The organism is Beduini massiliensis, assembly GCF_000829905.1.
GTDB classification, from domain to species: Bacteria; Bacillota_I; Bacilli_A; order Erysipelotrichales; family Coprobacillaceae; genus Beduini; species Beduini massiliensis.
The window spans coordinates 94038-109274 of the sequence record NZ_CDPP01000004.1 but is presented as its reverse complement, the minus strand read 5'-3'; the positions used below and the strand labels follow the sequence as shown (position 1 = coordinate 109274).

Annotated in this window: 10 protein-coding genes and 11 tRNA genes; 20 read left to right on the top strand and 1 reads right to left on the bottom strand. The window is 33.5% G+C overall.

Going from position 1 to position 15237, the window contains the following annotated elements; all coding sequences use genetic code 11:
- Nucleotides 1–5 precede the first annotated feature (5 nt).
- From potA to BN1225_RS04250, 17 genes are all read left to right on the top strand, one after another.
- A complete protein-coding gene (potA, locus tag BN1225_RS04330; protein ID WP_041138587.1) occupies nucleotides 6–1049 on the top strand; it encodes a spermidine/putrescine ABC transporter ATP-binding protein in 1044 nt (347 codons plus the stop codon).
- Complete coding sequence (locus tag BN1225_RS04325; RefSeq protein WP_041138586.1) at nucleotides 1049–1921, top strand: ABC transporter permease; 873 nt, start codon at nucleotides 1049–1051, stop codon at nucleotides 1919–1921. The genes potA and BN1225_RS04325 overlap by 1 nt, the downstream gene beginning before the upstream one ends.
- Nucleotides 1893–3737: an extracellular solute-binding protein gene (locus BN1225_RS04320; RefSeq protein ID WP_242857692.1), complete on the top strand. Its 1845-nt coding sequence runs from the start codon at nucleotides 1893–1895 to the stop codon at nucleotides 3735–3737. Before BN1225_RS04325 ends, BN1225_RS04320 begins: the two co-directional genes overlap by 29 nt.
- Before the next feature lie 90 nt (nucleotides 3738–3827).
- A tRNA-Cys gene (locus BN1225_RS04315) sits at nucleotides 3828–3902 on the top strand.
- Nucleotides 3903–3911: 9 nt separating this feature from the next.
- Nucleotides 3912–4000 (top strand) — tRNA-Leu (locus BN1225_RS04310).
- A gap of 97 nt (nucleotides 4001–4097) precedes the next feature.
- A tRNA-Arg gene (locus BN1225_RS04305) sits at nucleotides 4098–4174 on the top strand.
- A 21-nt stretch (nucleotides 4175–4195) separates the two neighbouring features.
- A tRNA-Pro gene (locus BN1225_RS04300) sits at nucleotides 4196–4272 on the top strand.
- Between the two features lie 7 nt (nucleotides 4273–4279).
- Nucleotides 4280–4355 (top strand) — tRNA-Ala (locus tag BN1225_RS04295).
- A 22-nt stretch (nucleotides 4356–4377) separates the two neighbouring features.
- A tRNA-Met gene (locus tag BN1225_RS04290) sits at nucleotides 4378–4454 on the top strand.
- Between the two features lie 43 nt (nucleotides 4455–4497).
- Nucleotides 4498–4574, top strand: a tRNA-Ile gene (locus BN1225_RS04285).
- A gap of 20 nt (nucleotides 4575–4594) precedes the next feature.
- Nucleotides 4595–4687 (top strand) — tRNA-Ser (locus BN1225_RS04280).
- A 17-nt stretch (nucleotides 4688–4704) separates the two neighbouring features.
- Nucleotides 4705–4781, top strand: a tRNA-Met gene (locus BN1225_RS04275).
- Nucleotides 4782–4785: 4 nt separating this feature from the next.
- A tRNA-Asp gene (locus tag BN1225_RS04270) sits at nucleotides 4786–4862 on the top strand.
- Nucleotides 4863–4866: 4 nt separating this feature from the next.
- Nucleotides 4867–4942 (top strand) — tRNA-Phe (locus BN1225_RS04265).
- A gap of 626 nt (nucleotides 4943–5568) precedes the next feature.
- Entirely contained in the window at nucleotides 5569–7809 is a 2241-nt protein-coding gene (locus BN1225_RS04260; RefSeq protein WP_041138585.1) for a hypothetical protein, read from the top strand.
- Nucleotides 7796–8431, top strand: coding sequence for an ABC transporter ATP-binding protein (locus BN1225_RS04255; protein WP_197066532.1), 636 nt, complete (start codon nucleotides 7796–7798; stop codon nucleotides 8429–8431). The genes BN1225_RS04260 and BN1225_RS04255 overlap by 14 nt, the downstream gene beginning before the upstream one ends.
- An 886-nt stretch (nucleotides 8432–9317) precedes the next feature.
- Nucleotides 9318–10670, top strand: a complete 1353-nt coding sequence (locus BN1225_RS04250; protein WP_041138584.1) for a PTS sugar transporter subunit IIC — start codon at nucleotides 9318–9320, stop codon at nucleotides 10668–10670.
- Between the two features lie 259 nt (nucleotides 10671–10929).
- Here the strand turns inward: BN1225_RS04250 and BN1225_RS04245 are convergent, their stop codons facing one another.
- Nucleotides 10930–11421, bottom strand: a complete 492-nt coding sequence (locus BN1225_RS04245; RefSeq protein WP_041138583.1) for a cysteine hydrolase family protein — start codon at nucleotides 11419–11421, stop codon at nucleotides 10930–10932.
- Nucleotides 11422–11523: 102 nt separating this feature from the next.
- On the opposite strand from BN1225_RS04245, the gene BN1225_RS04240 reads away from it, so the two are divergent.
- The 3 genes from BN1225_RS04240 to BN1225_RS04230 all read left to right on the top strand — a co-directional run bounded on the left by BN1225_RS04240 (nucleotide 11524) and on the right by BN1225_RS04230 (nucleotide 15058).
- Nucleotides 11524–12456, top strand: a complete 933-nt coding sequence (locus BN1225_RS04240; RefSeq protein ID WP_041138582.1) for a helix-turn-helix transcriptional regulator — start codon at nucleotides 11524–11526, stop codon at nucleotides 12454–12456.
- Between the two features lie 544 nt (nucleotides 12457–13000).
- Nucleotides 13001–13774: a hypothetical protein gene (locus BN1225_RS04235; protein WP_041138581.1), complete on the top strand. Its 774-nt coding sequence runs from the start codon at nucleotides 13001–13003 to the stop codon at nucleotides 13772–13774.
- A 51-nt stretch (nucleotides 13775–13825) separates the two neighbouring features.
- Nucleotides 13826–15058, top strand: coding sequence for an aminopeptidase (locus tag BN1225_RS04230; protein WP_041138580.1), 1233 nt, complete (start codon nucleotides 13826–13828; stop codon nucleotides 15056–15058).
- Nucleotides 15059–15237: the final 179 nt, after the last annotated feature.

Below are 15237 nucleotides of genomic sequence, written 5' to 3'. Positions count from 1 at the left end.
GTTATATGAAAAAATTAATACAATTAAAGAATCTAACTAAAGAATATGGCGGACAAGTCGTATTAAAAGGAATAAACCTGGATATTCATGAAAATGAATTTTTAACATTATTAGGACCCAGTGGTTGCGGAAAAACAACGACTTTACGTATTATCGGTGGTTTTGAAGAAAAAAGTGGGGGTGATGTTTTATTCGATGATGTGGATATTTCATCTTTACCGCCTTATAAAAGAGAAATCAACACAGTCTTTCAAAAATATGCATTGTTTCCTCATATGAATGTATTTCAAAACATAGCCTTTGGGTTAAATTTGAAAAAGATCGATCATTCGATTGTTGAACAAAAAGTTACTAAGACTTTAAAATTAGTAGGGTTATCAGGATTTGAAAAAAGAGCGATTGATCAGCTTTCAGGCGGACAGCAGCAACGTGTCGCTATTGCCCGTGCATTGATTAATGAACCTAAAGTTCTATTACTGGACGAACCTTTGGGAGCGTTGGATTTAAAATTGCGAAAAGAAATGCAGCTGGAGTTAAAGAAGATTCAAAAAGAAGTAGGCATCACCTTTATCTATGTAACCCACGATCAAGAAGAAGCGCTGACCATGTCAGATACAATCGTTATCATGAACGATGGAATGATTCAGCAGATCGGTTCACCGACAGATATTTACAATGAACCAGAAAACCGTTTTGTTGCTCAGTTTATTGGGGATTCAAATATTGTTGAAGGGGTTATGCTGAAAGATTATCTTGTGAAATTTGATGGACAGGAATTTGACTGTGTCGATTATGGTTTTGATGATAATGAAGAAGTAGACGTTGTTTTACGTCCGGAAGATTTGGATATCGTCGAATTAGGGCAAGGAAAAATGTCAGGTGAAGTGGAAACCATTATTTTTAAAGGCGTTCATTATGAAATTACAGTACGTTGTGAAAATCGTCATTATTTGATCCATACAACAGATTATGTAGAAGTAGGTAAAAAAGTTGATTTGAATTTCTATCCGGAAGACATCCATGTGATGTATAAGATGGGGACTTATTAATGAAGCAATATAAAAAGTTGGTCATTCCTTATATTGGCTGGCTCTTGCTTTTTACTCTTTTACCTATGCTGATGATCGCGCTTTATGCCTTTACAGATGGAACCGGTGAAGGCGGAGCGATGATGTTTTCTTTTACACTAAGCAATTTCACAAAATTCTTTGATCCGGTTTTTGTAAAAGTATTATTCAAATCGTTTGTTTTAGGAGTCATTACAACGGTAATCTGTTTAGCTTTAGGTTATCCGGTAGCGTACCTGATTTCTAAATGTAAAGAAAGAACACAAACGCTCTTAATCTTATTGATTACGATTCCAACTTGGATCAATATGCTGATTCGAACCTATGCGTGGATCAGTATTTTAGGAAGTAATGGGATTATCAACAATATGCTAAGTGCAGTCAACTTACCCCCGGCGACCTTATTGTATACGGATTTTGCGGTAGTGTTAGGAATGGTTTATAACTTTTTGCCATTCATGATTCTGCCTATTCATACGGCTTTGACAAAGATGGACCCTTCTTTAAATGAAGCGGCTATGGATCTTGGGGCAACGCCTTTGCAGACGTTTTGGAAAGTGACATTTCGTTTATCTTTAAGCGGAGTATTGACTGGGATTACGATGGTATTCTTACCTTCGATTTCAACCTTTATGATTCCTAAATTACTTGGCGGCGGTCAATATGCATTGATCGGAAACTTCATTGAACAGCAGTTCATCCAGATCGGGGATTGGAGTTTCGGTAGTGCCGTATCTATGATTCTTGCAGTCATTGTTATATTAATGATGGCAGGGGTAAGTAAAATAGAAAAATATACTGGACAAGATCAGGAGGAGACACACAGTGATAAAAAATCGAAAATTCTCAACTAGTCTTTTTGTTGGGTTATGTCTTCTTTTTCAATATTTACCGATCATTGTCATGGTTATCTTTTCTTTCAATTCAGCAAAGTCATTATCTAATTTCAAAGGCTTTTCATTTTATTGGTATGAAGAACTATTTAAAAACAATGAATTAATGTCTGCTGTTTTTGTATCGGTATCTATTGCGATTATTGCTACTTTGGTTTCTACGATCTTAGGAACGATCACAGCCATTGGATTATCCAAATCAAAAAAGATTGTTCGTCAGATTGTCTTGCAGTTAAATCAACTGCCTATTTTGAACCCGGAAATTGTGACGGCGATTTCATTGATGTTGTTTTTTGCGGCATTTAAAGTGGATAAAGGATATATGACAATGCTTTTTGCTCATATTGCTTTTTGTACCCCCTTTGTCATCACTAATGTTTTACCTAAGGTAAGACGTTTGGACCCCAATTTATCTGATGCGGCAATGGATTTAGGAGCAACGCCTTTTCAGGCTCTGACGAAAGTCATTTTGCCGCAGATTAAACCGGCAATTTTTACGGGGGCTTTATTGGCGTTTACGATGTCATTTGATGATTTTATTATTTCTTATTTTGTAACTGGAAATGGAGTGCAGAATATATCGATTGCTGTCTATAATATGTCAAAACGTATCAACCCAAGTATCAATGCATTATCCGCTATTGTTGTGTTTGTTATCTTAGGGGTGTTGGCTTTATCTTATATTGTACCGGCGATTGTGAAAAAGAAAACGACCTCTAAAGTGCGTAAGCGTACAGCACGCATTGTGATTGCTTTAAGCTGTCTTGCTTTAGTGATAGGAATTGCAGTTCGTGAGAGCAATAAACCGGTATTACGTGTTTTTAACTGGGGAGAATATGTAGATAAATCAGTTATTAAAGCTTTTGAAAAAGAATATGATTGTAAAGTTGTTTATGAAACCTTTGATTCAAATGAGTCCATGTATACAAAATATACGGGAGGAAATAAGTATGATATTTTAGTTCCATCGGATTATATGATTGAACGTTTAATTAAAGAAGAACGCATCCAAAAGCTGGATTGGTCATTAATTACCAATAGAGACAGTTTAGATACTTCTATCATGAATCAGCCCTTTGATCCGAATAATGAATATTGGGCACCCTATTTCTATGGAAATGTTGGGATTGTCTATGATAAAACAAAAGTAGACGAAGCAGATTTAGGACAAGGTTTCGAGATTCTGCGCAATCAAAAGTATAAAGGCAACATTTATATGTATGATTCCGTTCGTGATTCATTCACAGTCGCTTTAAAGGCTCTGGGTTATTCCATGAATAGTGATAATGATGCGGAGATTCAAGAAGCTTATCAATGGCTGGCAAACCAAAAAGAAACCATGGCACCGGTCTATGGCGGAGATGAAATCATTGATAGTATGAAAAATAGTGAAAAAGCAATGGCAATCATGTATTCCGGTGATGCTGCGGCAATTATGGCTGAAAACGAAAATATGGATTTCTATTTACCGACAGAAGGAACCAATGTTTGGTTTGATGGTTTTGTGATTACCAATGAGTGTCAGGAAGTAACATTAGCTCATGAATTTATCAACTATATGATTTCTGATGAAAATGCTTTATTAAATACTTTAGAAGTAGGCTATTTGACAAGTAATAAACATGCCTCTGCAATCGCTAAAGAAGAAGATTTTGAAGGCAATAGTGCTTATGGAATTCGTACAGATTTAACTGGAAACGATGAAGTTTTCACTTATCAAGATAATGCTTTGAAAGAAAAATATGCGATTCTATGGACAAAAATTATTTCACAATAAAATGGGCTCAAATTTGAGCTCATTTTTTTAACTTTTTTATTGCATTTTATAAAGGCTTAGTATATAATAAAAAAGCAGTCAACAAGAGATGGTTCCATAGCCAAGTTGGTAAGGCAGAAGACTGCAACTCTTCGACCGTCGGTTCAAGTCCGGCTGGAACCTCCATTTTTTATTGCCCAGGTGGCGAAATTGGTAGACGCACAGGACTTAAAATCCTGCGGACCTTAAAATCCGTGCCGGTTCGACTCCGGCCCTGGGCACCATTCTTAAGAAAAAAACTTAAGAAAAAATCGAAAAAAGACTTGCGAAGATTTGGCGATTATGGTAATATAAATAAGCGCTGAAGATAACGCAGGGAATGCGCTAGTAGCTCAACTGGATAGAGTGCTTGACTACGGATCAAGAGGTTGTGGGTTCGATTCCTGCCTAGCGCGCCATTTCAATTCAATATAAATTTTCGGGAAGTAGCACAGCTTGGTAGTGCACCTGGTTTGGGACCAGGGGGTCGCAGGTTCGAATCCTGTCTTCCCGACCATTTAAATGGGGCCTTAGCTCAGCTGGGAGAGCGCCTGCTTTGCACGCAGGAGGTCAGGAGTTCGATCCTCCTAGGCTCCACCATTTTTAATGTAAAGACTCATTTGGCGGGGTAGCTCAGTTGGCTAGAGCAATCGGTTCATACCCGGTGGGTCGGGGGTTCGAATCCCTTCCCCGCTACCATTATTATTTTTAAAACAGGTAGACGCCTAGTAGAGGTCGATATGGACCCTTAGCTCAGTTGGTCAGAGCCACCGGCTCATAACCGGTTGGTCGTAGGTTCGAGTCCTACAGGGTCCACCAATTTCATAAAATGGTTATCCGGAGGTTTACCCAAGTCCGGCTGAAGGGATCGGTCTTGAAAACCGACAGGGGGTGGAAGCCCCGCGGGGGTTCGAATCCCTCAACCTCCGCCATTTTTAAAATTTCATATCGCGGGATGGAGCAGTCTGGTAGCTCGTCGGGCTCATAACCCGAAGGTCGTTGGTTCAAATCCTTCTCCCGCAACCATTATGGTCTGGTAGTTCAGTTGGTTAGAATGCCGCCCTGTCACGGCGGAGGTCGCGGGTTCGAGTCCCGTCCAGACCGCCATCATGGTTCCGTAGCTCAGTCGGTAGAGCAGAGGACTGAAAATCCTCGTGTCGCTGGTTCGATTCCGGCCGGAACCACCATTTAACTGTTTGGAACAGTTTTTTTATTTTAATGATTGATTTTTAAATTTGCTATATTAATTTTAGAATTAATATAGCTTTTTTATTGTTACATTTTAAATGAAATTGCTTGTAAAATATGTGAAAGTTTGTTAATTTTTATTTAGAAAGTGATATATCATTTTCAATTGAAAGAAGAAATTATAATGAAGAAAATTGGCTTTAGTTTAATTGTCTGAATGATGTTAGCTTGTTTATTTGGAATACTGGATTATGTAGCTGCAAATGGTTTTGACTCTGGATAAAATAATGCTGCAGCTTTTCTGAGTGACCAGGACTTCGGGTAATACGGTTAAGGGTAGGCATGGTATTATAGAGACAGAAATGCAATATTTTATAAATATGCTTATAGTAATTACTTTCAAGCTTCTTGACAACATGAAAGTAACTGTGCATTAGGTACATCTGTGGAAGGATACTCTAATCATGCTTTTAGTGGTATAGTTGAAGCAGGACAGACATCATATGCACAAACTTCCAATGGAAGTAGTAATTATGGAGTAATCCTAATTTCAATTAAATAACTAAATGCAATTAAAACAAGTTTAAGAGATGTTTCAAATTTGTTTTTTGTATAGGAGAATACTATGAAGAAAAAAATTTGTATAATAACTTTTATTTTAGTCAGTATCTGTGTTGGATGTTTTACATTTATACAAAAAAATAACGATAAACTAAAGTGGCAGAAATTGTATACTGATAATACAATTTCAATTACTTTTGTAGATACTCTAAGAATTGAAGATGAAAAACTAATAGAGATATGCAAAAATATTGCGGTTAAGTATGATGCTAATCTTTATAAAATTCTTAATACATCAGAAAAAGGTTCGACAAGAGTTATTGCTTCTTTCATAACTAATGATTATTATAAACCGTATCAAGTAGTGGGCAATGATTTAACAACTAAAACAATGAATGGAGAATATTTTATATCTACTGAAAGTTCTGATAGTACGAGACAAATTGGTATTATTAAGGATGTGTTCGCCGATGATCAAGTGGTTATCGGAACATTTGATTACTATCTAAAAAATTATGAATTAAACAATAATATAACGATAGAATTTAAAGATTTAAATTTGGCTAACCACTTTTTTGATGAATTAGCACAGAGTCTCAACATTACCCGTAATGAAATGACAATAAATCCTATTCATATTAATGAAAATAATCCACTTAATATACTGGCTTTCAGTTTAGTTGCTGTTTCTTTGTTAACTTTTTGTATTATAGTGTTTTATTATACATGCTCGAACTCCAAAAAAATAGGTGTACTAAAATTAAATGGTTTTGATAAAAATTATATTTTTGAAAAAATTATGATGCCGATATATTTAACTACATTGCTTACAGCTAGTTTTGGATTAGGTATAATGGCATTTTTTGTTAAAAATGCAGATATTCAATTTTGGTTTAACATTTTAAAATATATTTTTTCTATGTTTTTTTTGATAATTGCATTATCTTTTATTTCTTATTTTATCTTGTCAAAGTTTACTTTGATTGAAATTCTTAAGGGAAATTATGGTAAGCGATTGATAGAAAAATTTAATTATGTATTAAAGATAATAATTTTAATCTGTTGTTTTATGTTTAGTGGAGTAATTATAAGTAATCTTAGTAGAGCCTATGAATTTAGAAAAGTAATATCATCTTGGGTTAATTATAAGGATTATGCAATCCCAATTGAGATTAAAACAACAAACTTTACAGCTTTATTTGATGCAAGTGAAAAAGAACTTAGAGGCATTCATAAAGATTTATTTTCCAAAGGAAGTTTATATATATATAATTCTATATTAGAAACGCAGAATTTCTTTTTTAATGATCAAAGTATCTTAGAGGTGGAGAAAAATGATTTTTTAGAAGTGGAGGAGTTCAATCGAGATATAAAATTTTATTACTCCACTATAAATACTAACTATTTAAAAGCTCTAAATTTGAAGGATATAAATGGAGAAGATATTATATTTGATGATCAAAATAGTGATTTAATATTTTTATTGCCATATTCGAAAGTAGAATTGCAAAATTACCCTTATATATTAAAATTCCATATGGCGGATGCAATTATTTCGGACGGTAAAACTTTTGATGATTTTAATTTTAAATTTATAATCTATGATGATAGAGTTAATAACAAATTTTTTTCATTTAATGTTAATCTAAATGAAGATGGAAAATACAATATATTTTCACCTGTGTTTAATGTGATTACAAGCCAAAATATTTTAAATAGATATCTTACTAATATTTTTGCAACGGGTACTAATTCTCGTTTGAAAATCCCACTTAATAATGATACTATCGAAATGGCAAATATGAATATAGAGTCTATTTTTAAAAGTAATCTTACTGAGCATTCAACAACGCTTAACCTAGGGGGACTATCGCAGCCATTTGTTTCACAAATTGACATGATAGATTACACCTTGCAATTCTATACTCCAATGTTAGTTCTACTTTTAATTGTTTATATCATAATAGTAATTCAATCTACTAAATTATATATTAAGAATAATCTGAAAACTATAGCAATAAAGAAGCTTAATGGATTTACTTTGGTGCATTCATTAAAAAAATATATTATCAAAACACTATTATTAGATATGGTCGCATCAATAGCTTTTTTAGTTGCAACTTATAATTTTCTAACTCCAAGTATAACTGATCAGTTTCATTTAATTAAGGGAAGTTCGTATGTTTATTTAGCTTTTATACCGCTGATTATAGTAGATGTTCTCTTCTTAGTTGGCAATATCAAATTAATAGAAAAGAAATCCCTTAATAACTTATTAAAAGGAGATCATTATGGAAATAATTAGAATTAACGGATTGACAAAAACATTTAATAATCGGAAGATTATTGATAATATGAATTTTACAGTGTCCGAGGGAGAAATGATTGCTGTTACTGGTAAAAGTGGTACCGGAAAAACAACTTTGCTTAACATTATAGGATTAATTGAAAATTTTGATGAAGGAAATTATTGGTTTTATGATCAATTGAATGTCAAACCAAATTCAAAAGAAGCAACTTTATTAATTAGAAATCATATTAGTTATTTGTTTCAAAATTTTGCATTAATTGATGATGAATCTATTCTAAATAATTTGTTGATAGGGTTGGAATTTAAAAATCTTAATAAAAAAGAAAAAATTGAGGAGATAAATAATGTTCTTCAACGTGTTAATATACAGCATGAACTACATACAAAAGTCAGTAGTCTAAGTGGTGGAGAACAACAAAGGGTTGCTATTGCAAGGTTAATTTTAAAACAAGGTCAATTAATTTTGGCTGATGAGCCAACTGGTTCGTTGGATGAAGAAAATCGTGAAGTTATTTTATCTTTATTAAAAGAATTAAATCGTGATGGGAAAACAATTATTATTGTCACTCATGATTTATATGTTGCTAATAAGTGTGATCGTATTATATCATTATAGCATTCTAATATTATAATTATCGATTAGACCAATGAGATCAACTGGGAGCTTTAAAGTGTACCCATGTCAAGGATAATTAAATAAAAAGAATCAACTTAAGTCTTCTTTAAATTGATCCTATTGGTATCTTTCCGTATGAAAATTCCATCTTTAAATTATTATATCTTCGTTGTATAGAACCTGAAAACAAATGAGATAATGAAACTGTTCGTATTTTCTCACAAGTATTAAATCAGCTCATGATAAACGATAAATTTACGTTTGGGATTGAGGAATATCTAAGGTAGTGATAGTTTACTTACGCACCTTTCTTGAGATACTCATTAAAGAACCTATAATGCTTACTATGATTTAAATTTGAACATATATTTCATATAATAAAGCTGTCTCCGAAAGATAATAAAATCTCATTTTGGAGGCAGTTTGCATTTAAAATTATTTTTTCGTTTCTCTTCATCAATTAAATTTAATTTTAATAGAGAATACTAACAACAAGCACTCTACTAAACATAAATCTCTAAAGCATAATTTGATTATAATTTTTAGCTTCCTATTATCTCTTAATTTATATAATACTAAATGGTCTCTTTTAAAACCTCCCCCCTAAAACCTGGGGCATATACGTCTCTAACGCCAACTACTTTAAATCCTATTTTTTCTAACTTAATCAATTTAATAAGACTTTCTTTATTTTTATTTAATTTTGATAAAATTTTAACTTGAAAAAGATTGAATTAATATTAAATAGTGAGAAAAAAATACATATCTTTTCCTACTTATTTTATCTAAACAGTGAACTTGTATAATGACACTGATGATGAAAAAACGTCTCAAAAGGGAGTGAAAACATGAAGAGACACGTCATATATAAGGGGAGGAAAACATAATGAAATTTTTAGAAGAAAAATTTGTCCCTCTTGCAGCTAGAATCGGGTCTCAAAGACACTTAGTTGCAATCAGGGATGCCTTCGTTGTTATCATGCCAGTTACAATCGTTGGTGCGATTGCAGTATTGATCAACAACATTCAAGGAGTATTCGCAAAGAATGGGTTGAATATCGTTTCCATACAAGAAGGATATACCAACTTTATCAAAACAACAGGTATTCAAGACGTTATGACCGCTGTCAATAAAGGGTCAATCAATATGATGGCAGTATTACTTGTGGTGACATTAGGATATCAAATGGCAAAAGGATTAAACGGAGATGGGATTGCCACTTCAGTTGTTGGATTGACTTGCTATTTAGGATTAGCGCCGGCAGTGCAAACATTAACGAACAGCTACAAATGGGCTGAAGAAGCAACGAATGTAGATGTATTAACAGCAGATGTAGCCAGCGGTGGATTAGCAGCGAACAAACTGGACTCTGGGGGAATGTTTGTCGGAATGATCTTAACCATGATTGTCTCAGAAATTTTTGTCAGATTATCAAGAAACGATAAATTAAAAATCACGTTGCCAGATGGAGTACCACCAGCAGTAGCGGGGTCATTTTCCGTTCTGATTCCAGCTATCATCACGGTTATTTTGGTGGTGGCAACCGGAGTTTATATCGATAAGTTATCAGGAATGGACTTATGGACAATCGTACAGAAATTCGTATCCGCACCATTAAACAGTGTAGCGGATACTTTAGGAACAGCTGTTTTAGTTTATTTCTTAATCAACTTCTTATGGGTATTTGGATTACATGGGGCAAACATTGTTGGATCAGTAACAACACCCATCTTTACTCCTTTATTACTTGAAAATACACAAGCCTATGAAGCAGGGAAAACCGGAACTGAAATCCCAAATGTTGTGCATGGAGTAGGTGTCTTTTCTGTTATCGGTGGATCAGGATCAACATTAGGATTAATCATTGCCGTATTGATCTTTGGTAAAGTACAAGCAGAACGTACAGTCATCGGAATCTCAATTGCACCAGGATTATTTGAAATTAATGAACCTGTTATTTTTGGGGTACCTATTGTTATGAACCCTGTCTACATGTTACCGTTCATTGCCGGACCTACTATTTTAGCGGCATTGTCATACATTTTGATGGATATGGGAATTATTGAAAGAGTATGTTTATCTGCACCTTGGGTAACACCACCAATCTTATATCAATTTTTAGCCACAGGTGGTGGGATCAAAGCAGCTATCTTTACAGCAATTGAAATTGTTGGATTGACCGTTTTATGGATGCCATTTGTCATGATCTCAAACAAACAAAATGCATCAAAAGAATAAATAAATTATATAAAACGCATGTAAGTATATCTATTGACAGTTTAGCTCTTTTGATAAAAATAGCAGACTGTCAATTTTTAATATTTTCTTATCGTTATAAGATACGTGTTATGGTTATACATATAAATAATATTTATCAGTGAGTGTGACTTCGTAAAAGAAAAGACTGATAAATGTAAGGTTTACTTACACATCAGTCATTTTTAGTGTTTAATCTATATATTGTTTATGTATGTTGCCATCTGGTTTTGTTGAAAAATTATTGCAAGAGAGCACTTAAACTTATAATCTTGCAGCCTTTACTTTCATAATATTTCAGCATCTCATCTAATTTCCTTTTGTCATAGCTGGTAATGCAATCCGATAAGACATTAACTGTATAATTCGCTTTACGTAAGTTATAACAAGTTGATTTCACACAAGCGACCGCATCTGCTCCGGTAATGTAAAAATCAGATATTTCATTTTTGTGGATATAATCAACGAATGCTTCACTAGTTAAGGCATTCCCCTTATATTTTGTGAAAATATTTTCGGATACTATTTTTAGATCCGGAACTAGTTTGGCCCCTTGGGTATCGGGTTTAAATGTTCTTGTACCGGCGGATAAGTTTTCATGTCGTATATAAATCACATGAAAATGTTGATTAACCGCCCAATCAATCGCTTTATTAATGTTCTCAATAATATCTTTGTAATTCTTGGTTATGTCATTTTGAATATCAATAATGACTAAAGCCTTTTTTTGCATTCTCTTCTCCTCCTTCTTTACATTTTAAGTATATCATGCGATTGTTGACAGCATTATGGCAGCAATATATAATAAAATCAATAAATTTTAAAGGGGAATTCCATGAAAGTAGACAGGCTCATCAGTATTATAATCATCCTGCTTGATAAAAAGCGCATAAGTGCACAGCAGTTAGCAGATATGTTTGAAGTTTCACTGCGTACAATCTATCGTGATATCGATGCCATCGATCGTGCCGGGATTCCAATTCGGGCAATATCGGGAGTAGGCGGAGGTTTTGAAATCATGCCTAAATATAAGCTGGATAAACAAGTATTTTCGATGGCTGATCTCTCTGCTATCTTGATGGGGCTTTCCAGTCTTTCTAATATGATACGAGACGATGAACTAAGAAACGCTCTTATAAAGGTGAAAAGCTTGATTCCTGTTGATCAAGCAGAGGATGTTGAATTAAAAACAAATCAAATACATATCGATCTAAATCCATGGATGGGAAACAGCAGTATACAATCCTATTTAGAAATGATCAAAACTGCTTTAGAAGAAAAAAGAGTGATTTCCTTTGTATATATCGCTCACCATGGAAATAAAACAGTGCGTACCGTTGAACCGTATCAGCTTGTATTAAAAAGCAATCATTGGTATGTTCAAGGGTATTGTTATAAAAGAAATGATTTTCGTTTATTCCGACTCTCCCGTATCGCTAACTTGCGGTTATTAGAGAAAGCTTTTACACCTCGAGATTATCAAAAACCACAGTTAGAATTTGATGATATGTTGGCTAGTATGCAAATTGAAATCAAAATTCGTATTCACAAGTCAGTGTTAGACAGAGTCCTTGATTATTGCTCTTATGAATGTTTTTGCCCAGATGGTGATGAGCATTATATTGTTCGTTTCCCGTTTGTAGAAAATGATTATCATTACGATATTCTTTTAGGTTTTGGTGATAAATGTGAATGTTTAGAACCTTTGCATATCCGTACAAAAATGAAACAAAGAATACAAAATATGATCACTGTATATGGAAATTAGAGAATCCACGAAAACGATTAAGAAATTATTTATCTTAATCGTTTTTTCTATGAAGAAAATCATTCGTGAAGGCACATGGGTACGCAATAAACTTTTTTATATTGAAAGCAGACAGCATATTAAAAATCCATATTTAATAAGAATAAAAAACAGCCTTTAAGCCGTTATAAAAACTTATATTAAGGAGATAAACACAATTAAACAATATACCACCAATAAACTAATGATAAGACGAATGAAATTTTTGGAAGTTTTAATTGTATAGTCTCTCTTACCTTTGAGCAATAAGTAAAAAAGAGAAGATTTCTATTTTATCATCGGGGTTATTAGTTGTCTAACTGATTGTTTTCTCCTTGCTTCCATTATATGAAAATGATGATTAAATACAATGAATGAAAAAAGGTTGATATCTTTTTCATTATGTCATGTAGAAAAAAGAAACGTGATGTGAGAAGAACTTATCAATGGATAAAACATTTCTTCTTAATAAATGAGAAAAATGAGCAAGGAGATTATGTTATAATAAAAAAGAGGAGAGATTTTGATGAATGCTAATATGATATTTGGACTGCTTTTCATCTGTTTATCGATAGTCAGCGGTTATTTATATAAACGTTGTATGAAAAAATGGATTTTCAAGCTATTATTATGGGTGTTTCTTTATATTGGATTTTATTTTCTGTTATCAACGTCTTTAGTCATTATCCCTCTGGTATGTTATATGGTGATTATTTACTTCATATATAAAGAAGTGCCTACAGGAAAGGTGGACGAAAGAAAAAAACTACCGAAAATTGTTTGGACGCTGATTATATTTCTATTGATTTACTTGATTCCCGGATCTTTTTATCATATAAACCGAGAAATAACATTGGATAACGCATTAGAAAGCTTCCCTGATGTTACCCTTATGCAGGAAATTGTGGGAGAAGAAATTCCGATAAAAATGACTCAGGATGATTATCGACTTAATGATCGACTGATTAGCCATTCTATTATTTTTCAACCATTAGAAGAAAATACGATAATCGATATTCAACACGTATTTGCACAATCAAGACATACTATTTCCCAAAGTTTTGCAGATGCCGCTGATATAAAAAATAAGCCATTAAATCCAAATGAATTTTTTGTGAATGACTTTATTGTTTCTATTAAGTATGTAGAAAGGGAAGATGGATCAATGGAGATCAGATATAAAGCATATAACGATCAGATTCTTATCGAAGGATATGGAATAGTGCCCATTGAATGGATGAGTGAAGAGGATGAGGTGATCGTTAAAAATAAAGTGGTTAGAATTATAGAGGCGTTCTAGGGCTTACTCTATTGAGACAAAACGTGTATACTGATATTAGAAAGTGGGGATATGATGAATAAAGTATTGATGGAAAAATATGCAGATTTATTAGTAAGAACCGGGGTCAACTTACAGGTCGATCAAACATTGATTATTGAGTCACCGATTGACTGTGCAGAATTTGCAAGGCTGGTGAGTGAAAAAGCGTTTGAAGCAGGGGCAGGGGATGTAATTTGTCATTACAATGATCCAGTGTATCAAAAGATTAGAGCGAATCATCTTTGTGAAGAAAAAATAAGCGAAGTGCTGGATTGGCAGAAAGAAAGTTTAGACTATTATTTGAGACAAGGAGCGTGTTCGCTAATGCTGACTTCTCCGCAGCCTTATTTAATGTCGGATATGAATGCAAGCAAGGCAGGCGCTTTGCAGACCTTTACCAATGATCTAAGAAATGTTATTCGTGGTCGTATTGCGACGGATCATGTACAGTGGTGTATCGCCGCAGTACCGAATCAAAAATGGGCGGAAGCCATTATGCCAGATGTGAATAAAGACAAAGTATTAGATGAATTTTGGGCATTATTATTTAAATTAGCTTATGTTGATGAAACGAGTGACGCTAATGACAACTGGCGAGAAAATGCAAAACACCGTCAGAGATTGACAGAAAAATTAGATGAATTTCATTTGGATTCTATTCACATGACATCAAGTAATGGGACGGATATTACCTTTGGGTTCCATGAAGATTATAGTTGGGGGTCTAAAAAGAAAGAAGATTCAAAAGAAATTAAATATTCTCCTAATATTCCAACAGAAGAAGTGTGTACATCACCGGATAAATATCGTACGAATGGTATTGTCTATTCCACAAAGCCACTGATGTTGGGAGGGAAAATTGTCGATCAGTTTTCAATTCGTTTTGAAAATGGAAAAGTAGTTGAAGTCCATGCTGAAAAGGGAGAAGAACTGCTTAAAGACATAATCGATCAAGATGAAGGAAGCAGCTATTTAGGAGAAGTTGCGTTAGTTCCTTATCATTCACCGATTAGTGAAAGCGGACTGGTTTATTTTAATACGTTGATCGATGAAAATGCTTCTTGCCATATCGCTTTAGGAAAAGGATTTCCAAATACTGTAGGAGTGACAAGTCAAGATCCATCAGACTGGGAAGCAAAGCATTTAAACTATTCCAGTGTTCATGTTGATTTCATGATTGGTGCTAAGGATACAAAAATTATAGGACATACAAAAGAAGGAAAAGAAGTTATTATTTTTGAAAATGGAGATTTCGCAATTTAGAAGATTGCGATTTCTTTTAATTTTGGAGAGAAGGGTATAAAGAAATCTTCGCAGATATAGTTTTACTAAATAAAATGATATGTATTTTTGTAATATGGTGCGTTGAAAATATTAATGATTAGCTAAAATAATGGATGTATCCTTTGAGCTAAATATGTTAGAATAAAAATGATATAAAT

Excerpts from the sequence above, each read along its gene's own strand:
- potA (WP_041138587.1), top strand. The coding sequence starts at position 6 with ATGAAAAAATTAATACAATTAAAGAATCTAACTAAAGAATATGGCGGA.
- BN1225_RS04325 (WP_041138586.1), top strand. The coding sequence starts at position 1,049 with ATGAAGCAATATAAAAAGTTGGTCATTCCTTATATTGGCTGGCTCTTG.
- BN1225_RS04260 (WP_041138585.1), top strand. The coding sequence starts at position 5,569 with ATGAAGAAAAAAATTTGTATAATAACTTTTATTTTAGTCAGTATCTGT.
- BN1225_RS04255 (WP_197066532.1), top strand. The coding sequence starts at position 7,796 with ATGGAAATAATTAGAATTAACGGATTGACAAAAACATTTAATAATCGG.
- BN1225_RS04250 (WP_041138584.1), top strand. The coding sequence starts at position 9,318 with ATGAAATTTTTAGAAGAAAAATTTGTCCCTCTTGCAGCTAGAATCGGG.
- BN1225_RS04245 (WP_041138583.1), bottom strand. The coding sequence starts at position 11,421 with ATGCAAAAAAAGGCTTTAGTCATTATTGATATTCAAAATGACATAACC.
- BN1225_RS04240 (WP_041138582.1), top strand. The coding sequence starts at position 11,524 with ATGAAAGTAGACAGGCTCATCAGTATTATAATCATCCTGCTTGATAAA.
- BN1225_RS04235 (WP_041138581.1), top strand. The coding sequence starts at position 13,001 with ATGAATGCTAATATGATATTTGGACTGCTTTTCATCTGTTTATCGATA.
- BN1225_RS04230 (WP_041138580.1), top strand. The coding sequence starts at position 13,826 with ATGATGAATAAAGTATTGATGGAAAAATATGCAGATTTATTAGTAAGA.